The following is a 22,808-nucleotide window of genomic DNA, read 5'->3' on the forward strand; positions in this document are numbered from 1 at the left end:
GAGGGAACGCAATGACTATATCTGATTTCACCGTCGACATGGACTCCGCCGATTCGGTCCTTGAAGCAATGAGCGAGTGTCTGCGTTTAGATAAGGAGCTCAATGAGGAGAAACCGTGGGACGGCTTTGTGGTCGTGACCGGCCTCAACGAGGTGCAAGGTGCATCACAAGCATGGCGCTTTGTCGGCAAGGAGACCCTGCCCACGCCGGTGGGCATACGCAATCCGGCACTCGACCCCGACCTGCTGGACTGGTTGCGACAGCTTACCGCCGATCCGGAACGCGGTAAGTGGCAGACCTGGATCGCGCGCTATGATCTCGCCTCCGATAGCTTCGACCACACATTCTTGTGGCCCGGAGAGGACGCAGGCTTTAACGTCCTCGGCTATGACACCCCGATGGCCACGATCGAAACCCTGAACCCGGCCTTTCACGCCGAATAACCGCGACTACAGGACCCGTTTCAGCATTGGTATCGCCCCGGCAACGCCGACCCATCTCGTATGCTTGCCCGATTGGAAGTAACGCGTGAGCATCACTAAGGGGCCCGTATGAAGCGCTGCACCCTGCCGCTTCTTGGTTTCGTGCCCGTGGGTGTCTTGGCCGGTTGGGGCCGAAACCAAACAAGCGGGAGCCGCGGTAGAGGGTTTAAGATCCAAATAGAAATAGGCTTATCCGTGGACTTGTGTTGCCCGTGAAGAAGCCAGTGGATTGATTTGGTGCTTTCGACCTTTCAAGACCCGAATGCTCCGTGGAGGAGGACGAAGGCGGAAGACTAATTGGAGATTGGTGCCCTTGTTTCGATCTGCGTAGATGTGGAAATGCCGGAATCATGTAAATCCACCGAGAACGATAGTGTCCCTTAATATGTGATTCCCCGCGAGCGGAGGAAGTCTAAGTAGGTGGAGCACTGAACTCCTAATGCAGCAGCGGCGTCGGGGAGCTTGACTCTGTTGATTCTGCGCGGTTGGGATTTCTCATCGGTGATGATTGACATGTTCCGTGCATGAGCTGAGGCGACTAGCCATGAGTCGGCAGCATCATCGAGAAACTCTCGTACCGCCGCTTCATCAAAGCGAGGCACACGATCGAAGGCTACCCATGTGGAAAGGCGACGGTATGACTCAATTTCGTCGTTGTCCACGTGCAGAATTTGGTCTTGAGGTACGAAGCTCCGGAACCACGCTGAGACGGAGTCCTTTCTGCGCTCTAGTTCCTCTTGAACAGAATAATGGAAGAAAAACGTTTTGGCGGTCACGAAGTTCTCCAGAGAGGTCCAATAGCTTGGGAACACGTCACGAGGATAGAGCCGAACCGCATTGATGATGATGTTGGAATCGAGCAGATACCGAGTCATGGTAGTCCCTGATACTGGTCAACCAAAGCTTCAATAGCGCTGATCTTCTTGACACCGAGCTGACGGGATGCCTCGCGCTCGTCAATTCTTCCTTCGACGAGTGCTCCGGTCACGGCCTCTAGGAAAAGCCCACCCAAACGGGAACGCAGTCCAACTGTGAAGTCGCCACCTCGATTGCGCTGTGCCGTCGGAGGGGAGGAAGGGGCCTCTTGGAGGAAGCGCTGACCAGCTTCTCGGGGGAGTACACCGTTATCTACGAGGAGCCATACAGTGACGTCGCGGCTTACGCCGAAAGTTTTGAATGACCATTGGCAAACTGACTCTAGATCTCTAGTTTCGGACCAACGGTTGAGGATGTCCTTGGTGGAAACAAGTAGCGCAGTAGCGAACTGATTGCACCAGCGTTCAACGGCGCGCTGGTTAAGCGGGCCACCGGAAATCCCTTGCTCGCCGATGAGAATGTGTCCGAACTCGTGGGCCAAGCTGAATAGCTTTCCCACTCCAGAATCAGCACTGTTTATGAAGATAAGACCGAAAGAATGCCGAATCAACGTAAAACCTCGGAATTCATCAGGGTCAAGCTTGTTTTGAGTGTTATTGCCCACGACGGAGCTACGCATGACCAGAATTCCTGTGTGCTCAATGGCATCGGCGAGGGTTGCCACGCGGTCTCGGCTACGTTCTCGCTTACCTGGAACCCAGTCCAATAAGGCGCATGCCCAGTCAGTAGCTTTTCCCACGGACGTATCCGTAGAGAACCGGCCGATAAAACTAGGCCCTGCAATACCGCTAGCTAGTGCATCTTCGGCATACCACTCTAAGCGCCGTTCACAGGCATAAATCGTCTGCTCGAGCGCAGGGCTGTAGTCGGATAACGGGGTGCTTCCCGGAGTCCTGAAATCAGGAAGGTGAGGGGTTCGTTGTACGGGCTCTTCGAGGAGCAGGTATCCAAAAGGTATTCCAGCCAGCTTGGCCAGCTTCTGAGCTTGTCGGAACGTTGGCGTGCTTTCGCCGCCTAACCAAGAGCGCAAACAATGGAAGTCAGACTTCTTCTCCAATTCGTCGACAGGCAGCCGGGTCCTCTTAACCGCCCATTCGAGGACAGGAGGGGACATCGGGACACGTACGGTCATAGCCTTTCCTATCGTTGCGCTCCATGTTGGTTATCGAATGCTAAAGGCAATTTTAGAGGACCAGATACGAGTAGGTACAGCATAGTTTTGATCTGCTCAACGATGAGTGGTTCCTAAAGGTTTGGTCGCTCCTTTGATTGGTTCTGGGGCTATGCGGACATGCAAAGAATGCCCTTGGGACTCACAACGGTAGATGCGCTCGTGAGAAGGAGTAGCAACCTCACAGACGCATCTTAATGGCAGAAAGCGCGACGCTTAGCGTCCAAAGTTCTGGACGGCATATAGCTTGCCGTCTGCGCCGATGGCCATGCCAATGCCCACGGACTTGGCGCGCGGGTCAAGCAGGTTCTTGCGGTGGCCGGGGGAGTCCATCCATAGCTGTACGATGCGGGCGTCAGAGTAGTCGCTCCATGCCTGGAGGACGTTCTCGCCACCCGCTGGCAAGCCGGCAGGGTAGTGCGTCCAGTAGTTCGGGCGGTGACGGGTGTTACCGTCGCGGCTCAAGGTGTTGGCCCAGTCCTGCGCCAGGTTGGTCAGGTTCGGGTCAACGCGCAGCGGTGCGAGGCCATTAGCCACGCGCTGGGCATTGGTTTGATTAATGATCCCCTGGACGCTGGCGGAGGTCTGCGGTGCCGGGGTAACCGGACCTGCCGCTGCGGGGACGGTGAAGCCGAACGCGGCTGGGTTGAACGTGCCGAAGGAACTTACAGCCTGAGCAGGGGTGTTAACGGAGCCAGCGAAGAGTGCTGCGGCAGCAGCAACGGGGGCAATAATCTTTGTGGCGGTGTGTCCAAACTGGAGGCGGAACATGGCGGGCACCTCTTTCTGCTTCAGGGTTAAGTGGCGGCTTTCTTGCCGCGTACCGAGCGGTACTTTCACTTAAAATTAAAGCTCTCTTTGGTGCAGAAAAGCCAGCTGACCAGCAGTTTTAAGTTTTAGACTTATGTTTGAAGTTATTTATGGCCCGTCCCTTAAGCTTCTTTAGATTTCCCCTACTTTTGGCCCGACTTTGCAAAGGTTGGGCCTTTAGTTTCGTGCAGTGGGGGCAATGTTCGGGGGTGGTTATTCAGGATGGCATTCCTATAACCAGGCCTTTTAGGCGCAAAGGGGCTGAATATGGTCGAAATCTTTGCTATTTCTTGGCAAAAGCATGGGTAGCTTCTGTGAATGCATAGCTTGTGCTAATGGGCGCTGTTGTGGCGCGGTGCGTGGAAATGGTGATGACGAGCGTGAATAGATCCCGGGAAGAACGATCGGACCGCCTAAAGATTAAGAAAACTAATACGTCTATTGGGGTGGCTTATCGTGATGGTGCGGGGTGACTGCGGAAGCCATTGCTAAGCTCATGCGCATGGTCCTTCATGCCGCGCCGCTGCTTCTCGATGGCGGCCTGGGAACCTACCTCGAAGCCCAGGGGCACGATATCTCCGGCCCGTTGTGGTCGGCGCGAGTGCTGCGTGAGAACCCAGCGCTCATCGAATCTGCCCACGCTGATTTCTTCGCCGCTGGTGCCCAAGTGGCCACCACGGCTTCCTACCAAGTCACCTTCGACGTCCTCGGTGAGGAGGCGGAAACACTTCTGCGCCGCAGCGTTGCGGTGGCATGTGATGCGGCAGGCGGGGCCGTCGACAAGCACGGCGCCCTGGAGGAATGCTTGGTTGCCGCATCCATCGGCCCTTATGGTGCAGGCCCAGGTGAGGGCACCGACTACAACGGGGCCTACGGCCTTAGCCGTGAGGAGCTGTACCGCTGGCACGCCCGCAGGGTAGCGGTGCTCGCGGATACGGACGCTGACTTTTTGCTTGCTGAGACCATCCCCAACGTCGATGAGGCTGCGGTACTGCTGGAGCTCCTGTCCGCTCAGCCCAAGCCCTTCGCGCTGAGCATTACCGGTGCCATCGTGGCTGACCCGGTCAAGCTCATGCGCGTCATTGACCTGGTCAACCAGGCACCACGGCTGGGTGCCGTGGGCGTGAACTGCATGAGCGCACCCCACGTGCTTGGTGTGGTGAAGAGGCTGCGCGCAGCCACCGACAAGCCGCTGCTGGCCTGCCCCAACAGCGGCGAACTCTGGGACCACGGCGCCCATGAGTGGCGGCCAGCCCCCGCTGGCGCGGCGAGCCTGGCTGATGCGGCAACGGATCTCGTGGCTGCCGGCGTTAACCTGCTAGGCGGGTGCTGCCGCGTGGGGCCCGCTGAGATACGCCAGCTGCGCGCTTCCATCCTTCGCGCAACAAGCGACTCATCTGGGCAATAACGAAGGAATACCAGGACAACCCCACGGCACGGGGGATACAGTATTGCTATGAAAAAATCTTCTTTCCTCGCAGCATGCGCTGCGCTCCTCGTTGCATCACTGTCCGTCCCCGCCGCCAACGCCGAGCTGACCCAAACTGAGCGGGATCAATTCCGTACCGACCCCGTTGGCGCGATTGCCTGGCAGGCCATCAAAGGCTCTTCGGAATATGTTCGCGCTGATGGCAACACCATGATGGCCGCGTCCTTCTTCTCCATGACTATGCCGGGGCAGAGCATCGGCCTGCCCGCACTGGAGAACTGTGCTGAGCGCGTCGGTTCCTCCGCGCCGGAGGGCGGCGTTCGCTACGTGGCGGCCGCCCTGTGCGCCACCTTCGATCCGAATGCCCGCGGCGAGGTGCAGCGCGGGGACTTTGGCTACGGGCCGCTGCGCTAAGCCTCGCTGTGGTCAGTCGCGCTACGCCACGTAGTGCGTAGCGCGTAGGATCGGGTGCTGTCTTAAGGAGGATTGATGCGCAAGCACGTGGTGATCATGGGAGTCTCGAGCTGCGGCAAATCGACGGTCGGGGAGTTGCTGGCGCAGCGCACCGGCCTGCCCTTCCGGGATGGGGACGATATGCACCCGAAGGCGAACATCGAGAAGATGGCGTCAGGACAGGCGCTTGACGACGCCGACCGCAAGCCCTGGCTCGAATCCATCGGCCGCTTTCTCGCGGACCAGGACGCCGGGGCCATCGTGGGCTGCTCCGCGCTCAAGCGCTCCTACCGCGACATCATCCGCGCCGCGGCACCGGATACGGTCTTCGTGCACCTGCACGGCTCCTACGATTTGCTCAAGGAGCGCATGAGCCAGCGCTCTGGGCACTTCATGCCGGTCTCCCTGCTGGATTCACAGTTCGAGACGCTTGAGGAACTGCAGCCGGGGGAAGCAGGCATCGTGCTGGATGTCAGCGCTGCCCCGGAGGACCTTGCCGCCGCAGCAGCCGAGTACCTGCAGGTCTAAAGCAGTGCGGCGGCGCCGTAGAAGATAAGGACGACGCCGAAGCCGATCGCGGAAATCAGCGCCTGGTTGACGGTCCATGTCCGCAGGGTGGTGGCTACGTCCATGCCCATGAGCCGGCCGACCAACCAGAAGCCGGAGTCATTGACGTGGCTGCCAAAGACGGAGCCCGCTGCGGTGGCAAGCGTGATGAGGACCAACTGGATTTCGGTGAAGCCGCCTTCCTCCACGGCGGGCACCATGAGGGCTGCGGCCGTGGTGAGGGCAACGGTGGCTGAGCCCTGTGCCAGGCGCAAGGCAACCGCGATGAGGTAGCAGGCCAGGATAACGGGGATGCCGAGTCCGGACATGGAATCCGCCAGCGCGTCACCGATGCCGCTGGTGCGCAGCACCCCGCCGAACATGCCGCCGGCGCCGGTGATGAGGATGACGGAACAAATCGGACCGAGCGAAGACTCCACGGTCTTTTCGATGGCGCTCTTGCTTTCCCCACGGCGCAGACCCAGCACGACCATCGCCGCAAGAGTGGTGATCAGCAACGCGATCGGGGTCTGGCCTAAGAAGATGAAGAAGCGCACCCATGAGGCAGCGGGGTCGACGACACCCGCGGTGCCCAGCGTGGTCAGCCCGGTATTGCCAAAGATAAGCACCATGGGGATGAACAGGATGCTGAGAACCGCGAACGGGGAGGCCGGGCGCGCCGGCAGTTCCGCGTCGCTCACCAGCGCGCCGGTGACCGCCTCCTCGAGGCGGTAGGGGTACTTCTTTCCTAGGTGGAGCCCGAAGCGGTAGCCGGAGAGATACCACGTGGGCAGCGCGACGAGGAGACCGAAGATAAGGATGAGGCCGATGTTCGCGCCGAAGAACTCACCAGCTGCGACAGGTCCCGGGTGCGGTGGGACGAAGACGTGCATGACGGAAAAGGCGCCAGCGGCGGGGATGCCGTAGGCCAACACTGGACCATCGAGGCGCCGGGCGACGGCAAAGATGACCGGTAGCATCACCATGAGACCCGCGTCGAAGAAGATGGGAAAACCCATGATGAGGGAGGCCACGCCCAGCGCCAGGGGCGCTTTGTCTTCGCCGAAGAGTTTCACGAGGGCGTCGGCAAGCGTCTTGGCGCCGCCGGAGGTCTCCGCCAGCCGCCCGATCATGGCGCCCAGGCCCACCAGCAAGGCCACGGAACCCAACGTCGATCCGAAGCCGCTCGTCATGGTGGGCACCACGCCGTCCAACGGGATGCCGGCGGCCAACGCAGTCAGCGCGGAGACCGTGACGAGGGTGACGAAGGCGTGCACCTTGAAGTAGATGACAAGGACCAAGATGACCGCAATTGCAGCCGCGGCAATACCGAGAAGGGGCCCCGTCGTAAGCGTGGGTTCCCACGTATCCATGACATTCATGGATGCTGATTTTACTAATGCAACGTGCGGTGATCTAGGGGCTACACCCCGAGGGCCGGGCCCACCGTGGCCCAACTGATGGCCAGCTCACGTCGGAACAGCCCCCACGTGTGACGCCCCTCCGGAAGCTCGTAGTAATCGAGGTCCACACCAGCTGCGGTGGCTTGCTTGGCGTAATAGGAACTGCACCAATAATCCAACCGCTCGTTGAGGCCTAGCGCCGGCAGCGGTGAGTCCTCAATGTCGACATCAAAGTCCGCCGGGCCACCGCGTGAGACGATGACAAACGTCTTCCTGCCGTGCTGCTTATCGAGGTTGAGAACCGGCGAATGCCGAGCCCACGCGGGATCCCACGGTGCACCAAAGGAGCGCGCCGGGTCCGTGCCGTAGAACGCGGCGCTGACCCACGCGAAGCCTTGCGCGACAACACCCGTGGTCGAGGGGCAACCGGAGATGGAACCGGCCACCTTGAACCGCGGATCATAGGTGGCAAGTTCGAGTGCTGGACCGCCAGAGTTACTCACGCCCGCGATGCCGTCGGTACCGTTGCCGTGAAACTCGGCGTCGATAAGCTGCGGGAGCTCCTTGGTCAGGTAGGTGGCCCACTTGTACTTTCCGTGCGTGTCGTGCGGCTGGGACCAATCGGACATCATTGAGCCATAAGCACCGCGCGGCGAGACAACATTGACCTGCTTGTCCTGGAAGAACTCGGAGGCTCCTCCGCCGTCCCACCACAGTGCGTCCTCGCCTCCTCCGGCACCACCGAGCAAGTAATAGGTCGGGCGGGGCTGAGTATTCTCCAATCCACCCGGCGGGAGAATAATGTCGTTGGTGATGACGCGGTCCATGGATGGTGAGTAGGCCTTGAACTGCCACACGTTGTCCTGGATGTGCTGCAGCTCGCGCAGCTGTGCCGGCGCGGCGGTTGCTGGTGGGCGCGTGGCTTCCGGCGCTACGACGGGAATCTTTAACAGCTGGAGCAGCGGTCCCCATACGGCAAAGATGTTCTCCGCGAAGAGCACGGGGGCCAACGGACCCAGCGCAATGGGCTCGAGGGCAGAGGAGTGCTGATCAATGTTGGTGACCTCGCTGCTCAGCGAGTCTGCTGAGTGTGCGGAATCAACTGAAGACTGCGCGTGTGCGAGATGAGTGTGGGGAGGAGAAAGAATCAGCCCCACCGAAAGAATGCCCGCGAGCGCGGTGCGAGAGGAAAGCATTATCTCAGAATATCCAACAAACATTGCATCGACTGCATTAGTGCATTAGTACATAACAGCGCTAGTGGGGCTGGGCGCTCCAAACCGGAGAAACGTAAACCCCCGACCGCATGGGGGCGGTCGGGGGTTTACGCACTCTCTCGCAGCCGGACTAAGCGCCGGCGTGCTGCACACTCGTTATGTAGAGGAGGGGGCTGTTATTTAGAACAGGCCCTCAGCCTTCTTGCCGGTGTCCTTGACGGTGATCTCGCGGGAATCAACGTTCTGGTCGTTGTGGGTGGACTTGTCACCGTCGAGGCGGGAAATCTGGGTGACCTCGATGTAGTTCTTCAGGCGGCCTTCCTTGGTGTTGCCGTCGCCGAAGTCCAGGTTGGCAACGCGAGCGGACTCGCCAGCGTTAATCGGGTTGGCCAGGGTGACCTCGAAGGAGCGGGTGGAGGTCTTCTCGTCGAAGCCAAGGTCGCGGATGTGCGCACCATTGGAGGAACGCGGGGTGATCAGGCGGTCAACACCCTTCGGGCCCTCAGCGGTCTTGACGTCAACGCGGTACTGAACTGCCGGGTAGTTGCCGTAGTAGCGCTCGGTGCCGACGTTCTCCAGGCGGAGAGCAACGGTGCCTGCGAAACCTGCGTGCTTAGCGCCAGAGGTGGTCAGAACCGGCTTCAGGTCCAGCTTCTGCTTAGCCTCATCGGTCTTGCCGTTCTCGACGTCCTCCTGGACCTTCTTGTCGGCTTCCTCTTCCTTCTTGCCTTCGGCCTCGGAGACAACCTTCTCCTCCGGAGCAACCTCGTTGTCCTTGATGACCTCAGCGTCAGCCTCCGGGGACTTCTCCTCCTCAACAACCTTCGGGTCGTTGACGTCGGTGGTGTTCTGAGCGTCCTTGTTCGGAGCGTAGGAATCAGCGATGTCGTCGTAGAGCTTGACGCGAACCTCGTTCTTCATCGGCTGCATTGCGGACCAGAAGGTCGGGGTGGACCAGGTGCCGTTCGGCTTGCAGTACTGCTGGGTACCGGTCATGTTCAGAACGCGGAAGCCGTAGGTGGCCTCACCGGTGTGGTTCGGCGGAACATCGTACGGGCCGATGGACTGGCCAGCCTCCCAGGACAGGGAGTAGGACGCGGAGGCGCCGAGCTTGGTGGCGATCTGGTGGGAGATGCCGAAGGAGCCCTCGGAGTTCTTGCCGGAGCCCTTGCCGCCCGCGTTCATGGAGGTGGTCTCAGTGCGGTCACCGTTGACGGACAGGGTGATGGACTGGGACTTGGACAGGTCCTGCTGCAGCGGGATGTCCTTCTTGGTCTGGTTGGTGGTGGAGATGGTGCCTGCCGGCATGAAGTTATCGGTCACCTTGTAGACCACGGTGCGGTGGTCCTCCCACGGGTTGCAGACCGGACGCGGGTTGAGCACGTTGGCCTTCATGTGGTCGGAGCCGTGGCTGGTGTGGACGATGGGGAGCTTGGCGTTGACGGCCGGGGTCTCCGGGTAGGACTCGGTGTGGGTTGCTGCGGATGCAGCCGGTGCGATGAGGGCGGTGCCCGCAATCGCGAGGCCGGCGATGAGGCCGGCGGTACGACGACGCTTGGTCATGGTTGTTCTCCTGGATGAAAAAGTTTGGGGCAATATGGTGACGCACTGTGGTGGCGCTGCGTATGCGCTGTAGCGCTCAGTGCGTGACGTGAATCAACGATAAGGTGACTTTCAGGATCGCGCACCCTAAGGATTGTTTATATTTTTGGAGAGCGAAGTATATTTCGATAGGGTGACGCGAAGGTGAACAATTGGCTAAGAAATTTGCGCCGACCTTGGTTTTGTCCAACTAGACCGTATTCTGGGAAAACGTCTCTTTGACCATTTGGCCACAAACTAAAGAATGACCCCATACGGGGTAGGAAAAGGTTGCGTGCAGCGCTTATTGCCAGGCCATTTTTAGCCCCAGAGGTGCGCGCGGGATTGCATGCAGGCCCGCGGCTTACTTAAAAAATTCTTAGGGATGGCGCGTTAATCTTCTTCAATTTCCGGATCTTCGGCGCGCGCTTGCTCGAACACCTCAGCCGCTGCGCGCAGGTTAATGGTGCCGATGATGAGGCCCACCACGATGTCCGGCCACGGGCTTGCCCACACCAGCATGAGTAGGCCGGCGCCGAGAATGAGGATATTGGCGGCGACATCATTGCGTGCCGCCAGCCATGCGCCGCGCGTAAGCGCGCTGCCGTGGCGAAGTTGTATGAGCAGCACCGCGCAGAGCAGGTTGATGAGCATCGCTGCCACGGCCGTGCCCGACAACGTAAGTGGCTCAGGTACGGCGCCGGTGATGATCTTCCATATCGCCATGCCATAGGACGCCAACGCCGGAATCAGGATCAGCCCGGCTAGGCCATAGCTTGCTTTGCGACGTCCCTCCGCCGACCACCGCAGCGCGAGCAGGACGAGCGCATTGATGAGAAAGTCCTCGAGGAAGTCGGCGGCGTCAGCAAACAGTGCCGCCGAGCCGATGATGGAGGCGATGATGAACTCGCCGAAGAATCCGAGGAGGTTCAGCGCGGCGACCCAGGCGACAATGCGCCGGGCGCGCGCGTTCAGGGTAGAGGAGGAGAGTTCTTGAGACACGGCACCTGAGCTTAGTGGGCTGAGGTGCCGTGTCCCAACCTATTTTTCTTATGAGGGGTTGTGCATTAGTCGACGATGGTGACGTCGTCCTCGCGGCGGTGCTTCTCGCCAGCGAAGCCGCCGAAAGCGGTGATAAGGGCGGTGGCAGCCAGGATGATGATTCCTGGTGTGGAACTGGGGTGCTCGTTAGAGGCGTTCAACGCGGTAGCGAGGAAGGGGAGCAGGCCTGCCACTGCAGACGCGATGTTCGCGGAAATTGCTACACCGGAATAGCGGACGTTGGCCGGGAAGACTTCCGAAAGGAGAACGCCGGAGACGGAGTAGGTGATGGTGACCAGGGAAAGCCCGATGCAGACGGCGAGCGTGAGTAGTACGGCATTGCCGGTATCGATCATTGCCCACAGTGGCCACGACATGATGGCAGTGGCAAGACCGCCGTATCCGATGAGGCGGCCGGGGCCAATCTTTTCGCCGATGCGGCCGAAGATGATGTTGATGAAGATCTGGCATACGGCGCCAAGGAGGGTGGCATTAACAACGGTCTGGCGTTCGAAGTCCAGCGTGGTTGTGGCGTAGGAGAGGACATAGGTGCTCATGACGAAAAAGCCACCGATGCCGAGGAAAGCGGCCGCGGAAGCAAGGCACAGTTGTGGGAAGTGCTGCGTGAAAAGTTCCTTCAGTGAGCCTTGGTGCGCAGCCTCGTCGGCCTCAGCTTCCTCTTCGAGGGCTTTGTAGACAGGAGATTCTTCAGCCTTTGTGCGAATCCACAGTGCTACTCCAAGGAAGGGGAAAGCGATGAGGAAGGGAACACGCCAGCCCCAGGAGCTCACCGCGTCATCATCAAGCATGAGCACAAGTGCGAAGGCGCCGGAGGAGAGCAGTGTGCCGGCGGGGGAGCCGATCTGTACGAAGGCCGCGTAGCGGCCGCGTTTTTCAGCAGGGGCGTGCTCAATAGCCATGGTTGTTGCGCCGCCCCATTCGCCGCCGACGGCGATTCCCTGAAGCAGGCGCAGAGTGACTAGCGCGATGGGTGCCCAGATGCCGATGCTGTCAAAGGTGGGCAATAGACCGATGATTCCGGTGGCGACGCCAATGAGAACGATCGAAATGATCAACGCTGGTCGTCGGCCCATCTTGTCGCCGATCTGGCCGAAAATGACTGCACCGAGAGGGCGGGCAAGGAAGCCCACGCCGAAAGTGGCGAGCGAGGCCAGGGTGGCGCCGGTGCCCGACATTCCCGAGAAGAAGAGTTCGTTGAAGACGAGTGCTGCGGCGGTGCCGAAGAGGAAGAAGTCGTACCACTCGAGGGCTGTGCCAACGAACGCGGAACTGGCGATACGGAAGACATCTTTTGACTCGACCTTGATTTGCTCGGGGTCAGATTGGACCGGGGCAGCCGGGGGTGGATTGGTAGTCATATCCAGGTGCTCCTTGTGTGAAGTGCGTTACCTTTCCTGGAAACGATAGGTGTAGGTCACCTGAAGGGGGATGTTCTGGCAGCATTTATATGCATCACCCCATCGACTGGGCGGCAGAAGTGTGCGGTTGCACAGGACTTAAGGTGTCGCGCGGTGCAGTGCGAGCAGCACTCGGGCCGCGTCCTTGGGCCGGGTGATATCAAGGCCGGTGAGCTCAGTAACGTGTCGCAAGCGGTTGAGTACGGTGTTGCGGTGGCAGTTCAGCGCTTCGGCGGAGTCCTTGATGGAGCCGCAGTCCAGGTAGGTGGTGATGGTTCGGTACAGCGGCGCGTTCTCAAGGCGCATTTGGGCAATGGTCTGCGTCAGCTCCGTCATGCCGCTGGCTGTGAAGTCTGCGAGGGCATCTCCTGCGACAGCCCAGAGTGCATCCGCCGCTTCGGTGAGTTGGCTCAGCGGGCCGGTGGAGTCGAAGATGCGCGGCGCTTGCTGCGCCGCCGCGCGAACTCCGGCTAAGCCGATGACGTCGCGGAAAAGTATGCCCGAGATCGTCGTCAGCCCTGCGCCGGTGTCCTTTGCGGTCTGTTCGCTGGGCCTTTGGTCTCTAGGCCAGAAGGTAACGAACATCCCGCGCACAGGGTGGCCGAAGGCCTCGCCGGAGGAGATGGGGGCGTCGAGAAGCGCGCGCAATTCCACCGCCGCGGTGGGGTGCGCCACCACGACGTCGAAGTGGGTGCCAGCATCGATGTTGAGTGCGCGGGCGATCTCCGCGATGCCGAGCGTGCCCAGGGACTCGGCAGCGAAGAGCCGTTCCAGGTGCCGGGCGTGAGCGCGGTGCACGTTGTGCTGCCCGCGCGCCTCCTCCAAGCGGTAAGCATCGCGCACCACGAGGTTGTACATCGTCACAACCGAATGCACCTGCGCCACGTGGTCGATGAGCACCTCCTGGTCCACGCCGGCCGCGCGGCGGAGGTGTTCCCAGAGGACCGTGAAGTCGAGCTGGATGGCGTCGATCAGTGTGGCTAGTTCCACCCCCTGGTGCGCGCGCCGCCGGCCGAGGCTTTGCGCATGGGCGCGAAGCTCCTCCTCATCCATCGCGCCGACCAGCACGTCAGTGATGCGCGCAAAAACCTCGAAGGCTGTCAGGCGCAGCTCATCTTCGCTCACTAGGGAGTCGCCGTAGCGTCCGGAACGAGAAAAAGCGGCGAGGAAGTCCTCCACCAGCCGGGGGATGGTGCCGTGGACCTCCGCGACGATGTCGCGCCAGCGTTTTTCGTGCATATGCACAACGCTACACGCCTAGCGGTGGTGGATTGCCCTGCAGGTAGCGAGGTGGCTCACCGATCTGGCTAGCATGTGGTGACAAACACAGCACGGTCCCCGTGCAGTTCGTCAGAGAAGCAGGAGGACGCATGATCACGCGCATCGACAACGCCCATATCCTGACCCAAGACCCCGCGCGGCCGGTCACGGATGCGGTGGCCTTTGCCAACGGCCGCATCCTGGCAGTAGGGGAGGCTGCCCGCGCCCTGCCTGCTGATGAGGCATGGGATGCCGGTGGGCGCACGCTCACCCCTGGCTTTAATGATGTGCATTCCCACACCGTGTGGTTCGGCCAGACGCTGCTGGAGGTGGATCTATCCCGGGCCACAACACCAGAGGAGGTCTATTCAGCGTTGCGTGGCACCGAGCCCAATCCCGACGGCTGGGTAGTGGCCGCAGGGTTCCGCCCCTCCGGGCTGGATGCGCCGGTGGAGATAGAGCAGCTTGACCGCGCGACCGGCGGTGCTCCGCTGCTGATCAAGCACAACTCGGGCCACGCCTACACGGTCAACACCGCGGCCCTGCGCGCGGCGGGCGTCGATCCCACCAACCCGCCGGAGGTGGAAGGCGGCGAGTTCCTTCGCGATGCCGACGGGCACTGCACCGGGCTGCTCGATGAAAACGCCATGCGCGCTATCCAGGAGGTAACCCTGCCGGAATCCGGGGAGGAGATCGCCCGCGCTCTTGAGCTGGCCACACGCCGTTACCTGGAGCGCGGTCTGACTTCCGTCACGGACGCCGGGGTGGCCGGCGGCTGGATCGGGCACAGCCCGCGCGAGATAGCCGCCTATCAAAACGCCACCCTGCACACCCGCATGCAGGTGATGGTGACCATGGACGTGCTCCACGAGATCTCCGGACACGCCTCCGACGGCCCGGGCTGGGGCCTCGACGGCGGCCTGCGCACCGGCTTCGGTGACGAGTGGCTGCAGGTAGGGCCGGTCAAGATCTTCAGCGATGGCTCCCTGCTGGGGACCACCGCCGCACTGACGGAGAACTACGCCTGCTGCTCCCATCACGGCTATTTTCAGGGGGATCCTGAGCAGATGCGCACCCGCGCGCTGCAAGCGGCGAATTCCGGCTGGTCACTGGCCATCCATGCCATCGGCGATGCGGCGGTGGATTTTGCGATAGAGACGCTGGAGGAGGCCGTCGACAAGCATGGCGTGCCCGCCATGCCGCACCGCATCGAGCACGGCGGCGTGGTGCGCCCGGACCAAATTGAGCGCCTGCGCGGCAAGCCCATCGTGGTGGTTCCGCAGCCGCTGTTCATCCGGGCTTTCGGCGACGCGATGGCGGATGCCCTCGGCCCGGAGCGCACCGCGTGGAGCTACCCGGGCAAGCGGCTTCTCGACGCCTCCCTCATCCTCCCCGGCAGTTCCGATCAACCCGTGGCACCCGGGGTACCCCTGGAGGTCATGCAGGCCTTCGTGGAGCGGCGCACCGCCTCGGGCCGGGACTATGGGCCGGAGGACCGTTTGACCCCAGCCGAGGCTCTCTATGCCTACACCGCAGGTTCGGCCGCGGCGACGGGCTGGGCCGGGCGCAAGGGGCAGGTGATGCCGGGGCAGCTGGCGGATTTCGTGCTGCTTTCACAGGACCCACTGCAGACTGATGATCTTTCCACCATCGACGTGGCCGCCACCATCGTGGGCGGCGAGCTGCGCTACGGAAGTTTTTAAGGAGTAGAAATGCGAGCAACCACTAACGAACAATTCCTGGCCGATTTCCAGGCCATGTCCGCCAACGGCGCCACTCCGGGGGGCGGCGTGGAACGCCAAGCGGCGAGTGCCGGCGATAACCTCAACCGCGCCTGGTTCCACGAGGTCCTGGAATCCCTGGGAGCACGGGTCATCTACGACGAGATTGGCAACCAGTACGGTCTCTTTGAGCTCACCCCCGGCGCCGAGTATGTGGGCCTGGGATCGCACCTGGATTCGCAACCGCTGGCTGGCCGTTTCGACGGCGCCTATGGCGTCCTGGCCGCAGCTCATGCCGCCGGGCGCGTGGCGCAATCGGGTGCCAAGGCGCGCTATAACCTGGCGGTCATCAATTGGTTCAACGAGGAGGGCTCGCGCTTTGCGCCTTCCATGATGGGCAGCTCCGTGTTCGTAGGCACGCTGGCGCTTGAGCGCGCCCACTCCGCCACCGACCTTGCCGGCATCACCGTCGCGCAAGCCCAGGAGGAGGCTGGCTGGGCCCCGCGCGGTGAAGCCCCGAAGCTCGCGGCCTATGCGGAGATCCACGTCGAGCAAGGCAAGGAACTTGAAGCTGCCGGCAACACGATTGGCCTGGTCACCGCCACGTGGGGCGCGAAGAAATTCCAGGCGGTGGTCTCCGGTGAACAGGGGCATACCGGCTCCACTCTGATGGCCGATAGGAAGGATGCGCTCTTCGGTGCCTCCCTCATTATTGCTTCAGTGGAGCGCCTGACCCACGAGTTCGATGAAGGGCAGCTGCAGGCTTCGGTTTCGCAGCTAACACTGGAGCCGAACTCGCCCGTGACCATCGCGCGCGAGGTGCGCTTCAACGTGGATGTGCGCTCGCCGTCTACGGAGGTGCTGGACAAGGCCCAAGCACGCCTGCAGGAGATCATCGCCGAAGCAGAGGAGGAGTCCCGCACCTCAGTCGAGCTATCCCCGACGCACGAGTGGGCTCTCAACCCCTACCCGTCGGCCGGCGTCGCGCTGGCCCGGGAGGTAGTGGAGGAACTGGGTTACTCGCACCAGGAGATCTATACGGTGGCCGGCCATGACTCGACCAACCTCAAGGAGGTGGTGCCGACGGTCATGCTCTTCATCCCGTCCGTCGACGGCATCTCACACAACGAAAAGGAATTCACCACGGCGGAGGACTGCGTGGCCGGCCTGGACGTGCTGACGCACGTGGCGCAACGCCTCGTGGAATCCGGGTGCGGGGAGGGCTAGGTGCCCTGCGCGCCGCCGCGCAAGACGCGCTAGTTGCTATCTGCCTTAGTCGTTATCGCTCCACGGCTCGTAGCCAAAGGCCTGTAGTGCGACCTCGAATCCGCGCTTCATCGCGGTGAGCTCTTCCTCGCTGAACTCGTAGGTGCGTAAGCGCACTGGGCCGGTAAGCGGGACATGGAGCAGGAAGCGACGGCCTTCTTCGGTGATGTCGCACAAACGGCGGCGCAGGTCCTCCGGATCGTCGTTGAGCGCAATGAGATCATCACGCACTAAGCGCTTGACAGCCTGCCCGATGGTGGCGGGTTGCCATCCCAGTTCCTTGCGCAGCTGAAGGATCGGGATGGGGCCCTTCTTATCGATGAGCCGCAGAAGCGAAAGATGGGAACCGGTGATTCCGTACTCGCGGCGCGCTTCTGTGTCGAACCTAGCCCGGGCGCGTTCGAAGCGGCGGTACTCCGCGATGGTCTCAGCGATTGGATCAATATCTGTCACGTAATCAAGCGTAAAAGTTCGGGGAGGGAATCTGCAACCGAGTTCCAAGAACACACTTTTAGCCACCTTATTGGTGTTAGGCGGGGGTAATATAAAGGAAATTTATGCCGCTAGTCGAAAGAGTTTGATCCATCCAGCGGAAGCGGCGGTAAATAGCAGATGAAAAGGACTTTTATCGGGTTCGGAATGCAAGAGGCGGCTGTATTCTTTGCCCGTCCGCGGGGGTGAGTTTAAAAACTGGTGACACGAGACGCAAATGTGACTATTGTTAACGTGCAGTCAATCTTTGGCTCCCTACATTTTGTATGACTCCTAAGGAGAATCCATGAAGATTTCCCGTTCCCTTGCTGCAGTAGCCCTGTCCGGTACCCTCCTCCTCGGCGGCACCACCGTTGCAATCGCCCAGATTCCGGACGCAGCAGACAGCACCGAAGGTATTGGGCTGCCGGCGACCATTGTGGTTGATGGCGTCACCTACTTCAAGGACACGACCGCCGAAGAAGGTAAGGGCGGTTACAAGTCCGCAGACGGCAAGAAGACTCTGACCTACTTGGAAGCAAAGGCCATCGTCGATCGTCAAAAGGATGCGGAAAAGGGTTCTGAGTCCGAGACCTCCACCTCTGAGACGACGAGCGCCGAGGCTTCCGCGTCGGACACGACCACCACTACCAAGGCCACTGACCCGGCGGGAAGCGAGACCTCTAAGACCTCCGAGCCGAAGGAATCTCCCACGAGCTCGAGCGAGACCTCGTCCTCCAAGCCTGCTGACAATTCCGAGAAGTCCTCTACCTCCGCCACCACGACTAAGACTGCAGAGCCGTCTACTTCCAAGACCGCGGAACCAGGCGACAAGAAGAGCTCCGCTGAGGGTGTACTGTCCTCCAAGGACGGCAAGCCGACTCCGCTGGCTATCTTCGGCATCGTTGCCGGCGTTCTCGCTGCCGTTGCTGCTGCCTTCCCGGCTATCGCGAAGGCCCTGAACCTCAACATCAAGCTGCCTTTCTAAGGCTAAGTAGCTTCTAGGTTCTTTTTGCCCCTGCCTCGTTGAGGCAGGGGCTTTTGTCTTGGGTTAAACCGGCGTGGTTTCCTGTAATAAGAACTTCAGCGCCCGGGCCGCTCACACTGAGGGCCACAGGGCGCTGAAGTCTCTCTATCTCTCTCTGTGTGCGTTCTCTCCAACGCACGACATACAGTATGCAACTGATCGGCAGACAATGTGAAGCTTAGACTCGCCTAAAAGGCAGAGGAGAGCTGTGAGTTTGCTGTGCTGGTTGAATTCCGCTGGTTATCGCCACCAAGACGCAATGGAATCTGTGCGGGGAGTTGCCCCCGGGGTTAATAATCGGGGTTATGGAGAGCCAAAATCGGACGGATTAATGGGGCGTTGTGAGCGGGGGAGCTTTTCCACCACAAGGCGGTAGGAGTCCGTCACAAGTTCGTTGAGTAGCTGCGGGGTGAGGCGGGGATCTGGGTGAACAGAAACCCAGTGTCGCTTGTTCATGTGGTAGCCGGGTGTGATGAAGGCGTGCTCGCTGCGCAGTGCTTCGGCGTCCAGGGGCTCAGCTTTGAGGATGGCCTGCGGGCGGCCAGTTGCCGCGGTGAGAAGGAGGAAGACCTTGCCGCGTACCTTGAACACGTCCCAGTCAGAGCCGAAAGGGTGCGTCAACATAGCGCCGGGGAGTTCGGCAGCGCGGGCGCTAGCGCAGGCGTGGAGATCCAGTGGAGAAGAAGAATCCATGTGAACCAGGCTAGGTGAAAAACACCGCTGGGCCCCTCCCACGATTCCTCGGGGAAGGGCCCAGCAGCGTCTCTATCAAGTTCCTCCGATTATCGGCCACTGGCCGCCCTCCGGAGGATGAGGGGTTCTCTCTCTCGCATGCGCTCTCTCAAACGCACAACACAGAGTATGGCGGCCAGTGCTGGCACCGCCATGAACTCCGCCTGGCAGTTTTCTGCTAGTCGATTTTTGCTAATCAAAACGCGCGGAACGCTTCTCCAGAAATGCCGTGACGCCCTCCTTGTGGCCAGCTGAGGCCATCTGCGCGTACTGCGTCGGCTCTTCCCAGGTGAGCTGTTCATCGAGCTGCCCCAGAGCCGTGCGGTTGATGGCCTCCTTGGCTTTGGCCAGGGCATCGCGCGGTGCGATGTGCAGGCGTTCTGATAACTCCAGTGCAGTGGCCAGTGCGTGGCCCTGGGGTGCGCGTGTGGTTACGAGACCTGCAGCCTCGGCCTCGGCGACGCCGAGCTTGTCTTGCAGCAGTGCCAAGGCGAGCGCGCGGTGGCGCCCCACGGAGGCCAGCGCGGTGAGGCTCACGCCGCCGTCAGGGATAAGGCCAATCTTGCCGAAGGGCAGCGTGAAGTAGGAGTCCTCGCCGGCCACGATGAGATCGCAGGCAAAAGCCAGCGAAGCACCCGCGCCAGCGGCCGCACCTTCGACTGCGGCGATGACGGGAATTTCGGCGGCCTGAATCTCAGCCACCAGTGCGTTGAGCTGGGGAAGCATGGTGGACTCGGCCGGGTCGGGAGTCTCGCCCGCAGCTTGCGCGGTGGCTGCCTCTTGCGCGGCGGCGACGAGATCCGCTCCAGCGCAGAAGGCGGTTTCATCGCCGGTGATGATGAGGGCGCGGATGGCGGGGTCAGAGGAGGCGTCGGCAAGCGCGGCGGAGAGGGCTAGACAGTGTTCCTTGGCAATGGCGTTGCGGCGCGCGGAGTTATTGATGCGTGCGACGAGGACGGAGCCTTCGCGGCGGGTGAGGATGGCATCGGTCATGGTTTAGTCCTTAACAAGCTGGGTGAGGGAGGAAATGATGCGCTCGGCCTCAGCGGAGATGCGAGAGACGATTTCGGAACAGGGTGCCACATCGTGGATTAGACCCTGCGACGTTCCGCAGGTCCACACGCCTGCATCCAAATCACCGGTTTCGTAGACTGCACGGCCGCGCTTGCCGGCAACGAGGTGGCGGATATCCCCAAACTCGGCGCCCTGGGCAAGGCGGTCGGCAACCTCATCGCTGACAGCGTTCCTGGCCACGCGGGTGGAATTGCGCAGCTCGCGGAGGATGAGCTGGGTATCCAGCTCGCTGCGCTCCACGATGGCCTGTTTGACGTTCTCGTGCACTGGGGCTTCCGTGGAAGCCACGAAGCGGGTTCCCATGTTGATGCCCTCGGCGCCCAGTGCCAGGGCGGCAGCGAGCCCGCGGCCATCCGCGAAGCCGCCTGAGGCCACGATGGGGATGTCCAGCTGGTCCGCGGCGGCGGGAATGAGCACGAGTCCCGGAATGTCATCTTCGCCGGGGTGGCCGGCACACTCGAAGCCGTCGATGCTCACGATGTCGACGCCCACCTTCTGTGCACTCAGCGCATGCCGCACGGAGGTGCACTTGTGGATGACGGTGATGCCGGCATCCTTGAAAGCCGGCATGTGGTCCTTGGGGTTGTTGCCGGCGGTCTCTGCAATCGTGACGCCTTCCTCAATGATGACGTCGCGGTATTCCGCATAGGGCGGTGGGGTAATTGCCGGGAGCATGGTGAGGTTGACGCCGAAGGGCTTATCGGTCAGCTCGCGTGTGCGGCGAATCTCGTGGCGCAAGTCTTCCGGGGTGGGCTGCGTAAGCGCGGTGACGACGCCGAGGCCGCCGGCGTTGGATACCGCGGCGGCGAGTTCAGCACGGCCGACCCATTGCATGCCGCCTTGGATGATGGGGTGAGTGATGCCGAGCATCTCGGTAACGCGGGTGGAAATCATGAGTGTTGTGCTCCTTGGTGGTGCGAAATTATGGGGGAGGAGGGTGAATGAAAAGGTGAATGGCTATTCGGAAAAATGGGAGTGCAGGCGGCCCCTGAGGTCATCGGGCAGGGCGATGGGGCGGCGCGCGGAGACGTCGATAAGCACCAGCGTCGCCGTCGCGAACACGCACGACGTTCCGTTCTGGATGAGTTCGTGGGAAACCTGGTAGGAGGTGGTTCCGATGCGCGAGATCCACACCCGCGCCTCGATGGAATCGGTGTAGGTGAGCTCGGCGTCGTACTGCACTTCGAGGGAACGCACCACGTGAGCATAGGAATTGGTGGCGACGGGGCCGCTTAGTTCGGCAGCCGCACGGACGCGCGCTTCCTCTAAAAGCGTGACCATCGTGGCGTTATTGACGTGGGCGTTCGCGTCCTGGTCGGACCACCGCAAGGCAAGGGTTATCGGGATGGCGTTGGCGGGCGCGCGCATTGTTCCTCCTGGGGAGAGCGGGTAAAGTGATGCGTATTACTATACATACGAATTGTGGTTCGTCACTCGAATCGTGAGGAGAACGCCATGACAGATCTGCTGGGAATCGATGCTCTGCTGAGCGAAGAAGAAAAAGCTACCCGTGACCGCGTCGCCGCACTGGTGGATGAGCACATCCGCCCGCACGTGGGGCAGTGGTACGAGGACGCGGTGCTGCCGGACTCTATCTTCCCGGTGCTAGCGCAGGCCGGACTGTTCGGGATGCATCTGGAAGGCTATGGCTGCGCTGGACGTTCCGCGGTGGAATATGGGCTCGCCATGCAGGAGCTGGAAGCAGGGGACTCCGGTATCCGCACGGTGGTATCGGTGCAGGGCTCGCTGGCGATGTCGGCGATTTATAAGCATGGTTCGGAGGAACAGAAACAGGAGTGGCTTCCCAAGATGGCAGCCGGTGAGGTCATTGGCTGCTTCGGCTTGACAGAGCCGACCGCCGGTTCGGACCCGGCAAGCATGGTGACGGTGGCGCGCTACCGCTCCGGTGAATGGGTGCTGGACGGTGCGAAGCGCTGGATTGGCCTGGCGAGTGTGGCCGGGGTGGCCATCATCTGGGCCAAGGTTTCTGAGGAGGACGCGGCGGCTGCCGGGGTGGAGGCGGGCGTGCGCGGGTTCATCGTGCCGACGTCCACGCCGGGGTTTAGGGCGACGCCAATTACCCGCAAGCTGTCGATGCGCGCTTCTATCCAGTGCGATATTGAACTGGAAGGCGTTACTTTGCCCGCCGACGCCCTGCTGCCCAAGCATCCGGGACTCAAGGGGCCGTTTATGTGTTTGAACGAGGCTCGCTTCGGCATTAGCTTCGGCGCTTTGGGCGCTGCCCGTGATTCTTTGGAGGTGGCTCTGGAGTACGCCAAGGAGCGCAAGCAATTCGATCGCTCGCTGGCGTCCTTCCAGCTCACCCAGCAGAAGCTGGTGGATATGGCGGTGGAGCTGAACAAGGGGCAGCTGCTGGCGCTCAACCTGGGCCGCGCCAAGGATGCGGGCACGCTGGAGCCCTACCAGATTTCGGTGGGCAAGCTGGCCAACTGCCGCACTGCCATCGACATTTGCCGCCAAGCCCGCACCATCCTGGGCGGCAACGGTATCACCGCGGACTACTCGCCGCTGCGCCACGCCGCCAATCTGGAATCAGTGCGCACCTACGAGGGCACCGATGAAATCCACACGCTGATTCTGGGGCGGGTGCTGACGAGGGAGCAGGCGTTTAGCTAACCGCGTGGCGTCGTACCGGTGAGGCCATACGGGCTCCACTGCGCAGATGGTCTTATTCGTTTGGTCCCTCTACTTTGGTCCCTCATCTGGGATGAGGGACCATCTGTGTGCTGAAAACCAGAGAAAGATGGTCCCTTCACTCTGCTAAGAGACCAGAGTAAAGCCTGACTTAGGTCATGGGTGGGTGAGTAAC

The 22,808-nt window shown here is 61.3% G+C and carries 21 protein-coding genes and 1 pseudogene; 8 read left to right on the plus strand and 14 right to left on the minus strand.

All coding sequences use genetic code 11. The features are described 5' to 3' along the window. Positions 1-11: 11 nt before the first annotated feature. Entirely contained in the window at positions 12-443 is a 432-nt protein-coding gene (locus tag HMPREF2565_RS10430; RefSeq protein ID WP_049155944.1) for a hypothetical protein, read from the plus strand. A gap of 419 nt (positions 444-862) precedes the next feature. On the opposite strand, the gene HMPREF2565_RS10435 is transcribed toward HMPREF2565_RS10430, so the two are convergent. The 3 genes from HMPREF2565_RS10435 to HMPREF2565_RS10445 all read right to left on the minus strand — a co-directional run bounded on the left by HMPREF2565_RS10435 (position 863) and on the right by HMPREF2565_RS10445 (position 3,300). Continuing rightward, positions 863-1,357, minus strand: a complete 495-nt coding sequence (locus tag HMPREF2565_RS10435) for a DUF4411 family protein (protein ID WP_049155947.1) — start codon at positions 1,355-1,357, stop codon at positions 863-865. After that, positions 1,354-2,022 (minus strand): ImmA/IrrE family metallo-endopeptidase, encoded by a 669-nt coding sequence (locus HMPREF2565_RS14325; protein WP_158013225.1) that lies wholly within the window; start codon positions 2,020-2,022, stop codon positions 1,354-1,356. The genes HMPREF2565_RS10435 and HMPREF2565_RS14325 overlap by 4 nt, the downstream gene beginning before the upstream one ends. A 723-nt stretch (positions 2,023-2,745) precedes the next feature. Next, positions 2,746-3,300, minus strand: coding sequence for a CAP domain-containing protein (locus HMPREF2565_RS10445; protein ID WP_049155952.1), 555 nt, complete (start codon positions 3,298-3,300; stop codon positions 2,746-2,748). A 508-nt stretch (positions 3,301-3,808) separates the two neighbouring features. Between HMPREF2565_RS10445 and mmuM the strand changes: the two genes are divergently transcribed. The 3 genes from mmuM to HMPREF2565_RS10460 all read left to right on the plus strand — a co-directional run bounded on the left by mmuM (position 3,809) and on the right by HMPREF2565_RS10460 (position 5,749). Continuing rightward, the gene (gene mmuM, locus HMPREF2565_RS10450; protein ID WP_371441018.1) at positions 3,809-4,747 is read left to right on the plus strand and encodes a homocysteine S-methyltransferase; all 939 of its coding nucleotides are present in this window, start codon (positions 3,809-3,811) and stop codon (positions 4,745-4,747) included. Between the two features lie 48 nt (positions 4,748-4,795). Then, positions 4,796-5,182, plus strand: a complete 387-nt coding sequence (locus HMPREF2565_RS10455; RefSeq protein WP_070517806.1) for a hypothetical protein — start codon at positions 4,796-4,798, stop codon at positions 5,180-5,182. 75 nt (positions 5,183-5,257) lie between these two features. Continuing rightward, positions 5,258-5,749, plus strand: coding sequence for a gluconokinase (locus tag HMPREF2565_RS10460; RefSeq protein WP_071407305.1), 492 nt, complete (start codon positions 5,258-5,260; stop codon positions 5,747-5,749). Here HMPREF2565_RS10460 and HMPREF2565_RS10465 read toward each other — a convergent pair. From HMPREF2565_RS10465 to HMPREF2565_RS10490, 6 genes are all read right to left on the minus strand, one after another. Continuing rightward, entirely contained in the window at positions 5,746-7,140 is a 1,395-nt protein-coding gene (locus HMPREF2565_RS10465) for a GntP family permease (RefSeq protein WP_071407312.1), read from the minus strand. The two genes, HMPREF2565_RS10460 and HMPREF2565_RS10465, sit on opposite strands and share 4 nt — an antisense overlap. A 50-nt stretch (positions 7,141-7,190) precedes the next feature. Then, on the minus strand, positions 7,191-8,366 hold the full coding sequence (locus HMPREF2565_RS10470; RefSeq protein WP_071407306.1) for an alpha/beta hydrolase: 1,176 nt from the start codon (positions 8,364-8,366) through the stop codon (positions 7,191-7,193). A gap of 201 nt (positions 8,367-8,567) precedes the next feature. Next, a complete protein-coding gene (locus HMPREF2565_RS10475) occupies positions 8,568-9,950 on the minus strand; it encodes a hypothetical protein (RefSeq protein WP_070545273.1) in 1,383 nt (460 codons plus the stop codon). A 411-nt stretch (positions 9,951-10,361) separates the two neighbouring features. After that, entirely contained in the window at positions 10,362-10,970 is a 609-nt protein-coding gene (locus HMPREF2565_RS10480) for a cation efflux transmembrane domain-containing protein (RefSeq protein ID WP_071407307.1), read from the minus strand. A gap of 65 nt (positions 10,971-11,035) precedes the next feature. After that, entirely contained in the window at positions 11,036-12,388 is a 1,353-nt protein-coding gene (locus HMPREF2565_RS10485) for an MFS transporter (protein ID WP_071407308.1), read from the minus strand. Between the two features lie 138 nt (positions 12,389-12,526). Further along, positions 12,527-13,666 (minus strand): PucR family transcriptional regulator, encoded by a 1,140-nt coding sequence (locus HMPREF2565_RS10490; RefSeq protein WP_071407309.1) that lies wholly within the window; start codon positions 13,664-13,666, stop codon positions 12,527-12,529. A gap of 131 nt (positions 13,667-13,797) precedes the next feature. Here HMPREF2565_RS10490 and HMPREF2565_RS10495 point away from each other — a divergent pair, with 131 nt between their 5' ends. After that, entirely contained in the window at positions 13,798-15,390 is a 1,593-nt protein-coding gene (locus HMPREF2565_RS10495) for an amidohydrolase (RefSeq protein WP_071407310.1), read from the plus strand. A 9-nt stretch (positions 15,391-15,399) separates the two neighbouring features. Continuing rightward, complete coding sequence (locus HMPREF2565_RS10500; RefSeq protein ID WP_070510832.1) at positions 15,400-16,635, plus strand: M20 family metallo-hydrolase; 1,236 nt, start codon at positions 15,400-15,402, stop codon at positions 16,633-16,635. A gap of 45 nt (positions 16,636-16,680) precedes the next feature. On the opposite strand, the gene HMPREF2565_RS10505 is transcribed toward HMPREF2565_RS10500, so the two are convergent. Continuing rightward, the gene (locus HMPREF2565_RS10505; RefSeq protein WP_049156188.1) at positions 16,681-17,127 is read right to left on the minus strand and encodes a MarR family winged helix-turn-helix transcriptional regulator; all 447 of its coding nucleotides are present in this window, start codon (positions 17,125-17,127) and stop codon (positions 16,681-16,683) included. Between the two features lie 325 nt (positions 17,128-17,452). Between HMPREF2565_RS10505 and HMPREF2565_RS10510 the strand changes: the two genes are divergently transcribed. Beyond that, positions 17,453-18,133, plus strand: coding sequence for a hypothetical protein (locus HMPREF2565_RS10510; protein ID WP_046647699.1), 681 nt, complete (start codon positions 17,453-17,455; stop codon positions 18,131-18,133). 342 nt (positions 18,134-18,475) lie between these two features. Here HMPREF2565_RS10510 and HMPREF2565_RS10515 read toward each other — a convergent pair whose 3' ends face one another. From HMPREF2565_RS10515 to HMPREF2565_RS10530, 4 genes and pseudogenes are all read right to left on the minus strand, one after another. After that, complete coding sequence (locus HMPREF2565_RS10515; protein WP_070510834.1) at positions 18,476-18,865, minus strand: MmcQ/YjbR family DNA-binding protein; 390 nt, start codon at positions 18,863-18,865, stop codon at positions 18,476-18,478. A gap of 231 nt (positions 18,866-19,096) precedes the next feature. Beyond that, positions 19,097-19,897, minus strand: coding sequence for an enoyl-CoA hydratase-related protein (locus tag HMPREF2565_RS10520; RefSeq protein ID WP_070510836.1), 801 nt, complete (start codon positions 19,895-19,897; stop codon positions 19,097-19,099). Between the two features lie 3 nt (positions 19,898-19,900). Then, positions 19,901-20,917 (minus strand): annotated as a pseudogene (locus HMPREF2565_RS10525) (NAD(P)H-dependent flavin oxidoreductase); the annotation flags it as partial. An 18-nt stretch (positions 20,918-20,935) separates the two neighbouring features. Further along, positions 20,936-21,346 carry an acyl-CoA thioesterase gene (locus tag HMPREF2565_RS10530; protein WP_070510838.1) on the minus strand — a complete coding sequence of 137 codons (411 nt, stop codon included), beginning with the start codon at positions 21,344-21,346 and terminating at the stop codon, positions 20,936-20,938. An 87-nt stretch (positions 21,347-21,433) separates the two neighbouring features. Between HMPREF2565_RS10530 and HMPREF2565_RS10535 the strand changes: the two genes are divergently transcribed. Continuing rightward, on the plus strand, positions 21,434-22,615 hold the full coding sequence (locus HMPREF2565_RS10535) for an acyl-CoA dehydrogenase family protein (RefSeq protein WP_070510840.1): 1,182 nt from the start codon (positions 21,434-21,436) through the stop codon (positions 22,613-22,615). Positions 22,616-22,808: the final 193 nt, after the last annotated feature.

The sequence above is a fragment of the Corynebacterium sp. HMSC072A04 genome (assembly GCF_001809235.1).
GTDB classification, from domain to species: Bacteria; Actinomycetota; Actinomycetes; order Mycobacteriales; family Mycobacteriaceae; genus Corynebacterium; species Corynebacterium hiratae.

Coding starts and splice junctions, on each gene's coding strand:
- HMPREF2565_RS10430 (WP_049155944.1), top strand. CDS start 12: ATGACTATATCTGATTTCACCGTCGACATGGACTCCGCCGATTCGGTC.
- HMPREF2565_RS10435 (WP_049155947.1), bottom strand. CDS start 1,357: ATGACTCGGTATCTGCTCGATTCCAACATCATCATCAATGCGGTTCGG.
- HMPREF2565_RS10445 (WP_049155952.1), bottom strand. CDS start 3,300: ATGTTCCGCCTCCAGTTTGGACACACCGCCACAAAGATTATTGCCCCC.
- HMPREF2565_RS10455 (WP_070517806.1), top strand. CDS start 4,796: ATGAAAAAATCTTCTTTCCTCGCAGCATGCGCTGCGCTCCTCGTTGCA.
- HMPREF2565_RS10460 (WP_071407305.1), top strand. CDS start 5,258: ATGCGCAAGCACGTGGTGATCATGGGAGTCTCGAGCTGCGGCAAATCG.
- HMPREF2565_RS10465 (WP_071407312.1), bottom strand. CDS start 7,140: ATGGATACGTGGGAACCCACGCTTACGACGGGGCCCCTTCTCGGTATT.
- HMPREF2565_RS10470 (WP_071407306.1), bottom strand. CDS start 8,366: ATGCTTTCCTCTCGCACCGCGCTCGCGGGCATTCTTTCGGTGGGGCTG.
- HMPREF2565_RS10475 (WP_070545273.1), bottom strand. CDS start 9,950: ATGACCAAGCGTCGTCGTACCGCCGGCCTCATCGCCGGCCTCGCGATT.
- HMPREF2565_RS10485 (WP_071407308.1), bottom strand. CDS start 12,388: ATGACTACCAATCCACCCCCGGCTGCCCCGGTCCAATCTGACCCCGAG.
- HMPREF2565_RS10490 (WP_071407309.1), bottom strand. CDS start 13,666: ATGCACGAAAAACGCTGGCGCGACATCGTCGCGGAGGTCCACGGCACC.
- HMPREF2565_RS10495 (WP_071407310.1), top strand. CDS start 13,798: ATGATCACGCGCATCGACAACGCCCATATCCTGACCCAAGACCCCGCG.
- HMPREF2565_RS10500 (WP_070510832.1), top strand. CDS start 15,400: ATGCGAGCAACCACTAACGAACAATTCCTGGCCGATTTCCAGGCCATG.
- HMPREF2565_RS10510 (WP_046647699.1), top strand. CDS start 17,453: ATGAAGATTTCCCGTTCCCTTGCTGCAGTAGCCCTGTCCGGTACCCTC.
- HMPREF2565_RS10515 (WP_070510834.1), bottom strand. CDS start 18,865: ATGGATTCTTCTTCTCCACTGGATCTCCACGCCTGCGCTAGCGCCCGC.
- HMPREF2565_RS10520 (WP_070510836.1), bottom strand. CDS start 19,897: ATGACCGATGCCATCCTCACCCGCCGCGAAGGCTCCGTCCTCGTCGCA.
- HMPREF2565_RS10530 (WP_070510838.1), bottom strand. CDS start 21,346: ATGCGCGCGCCCGCCAACGCCATCCCGATAACCCTTGCCTTGCGGTGG.
- HMPREF2565_RS10535 (WP_070510840.1), top strand. CDS start 21,434: ATGACAGATCTGCTGGGAATCGATGCTCTGCTGAGCGAAGAAGAAAAA.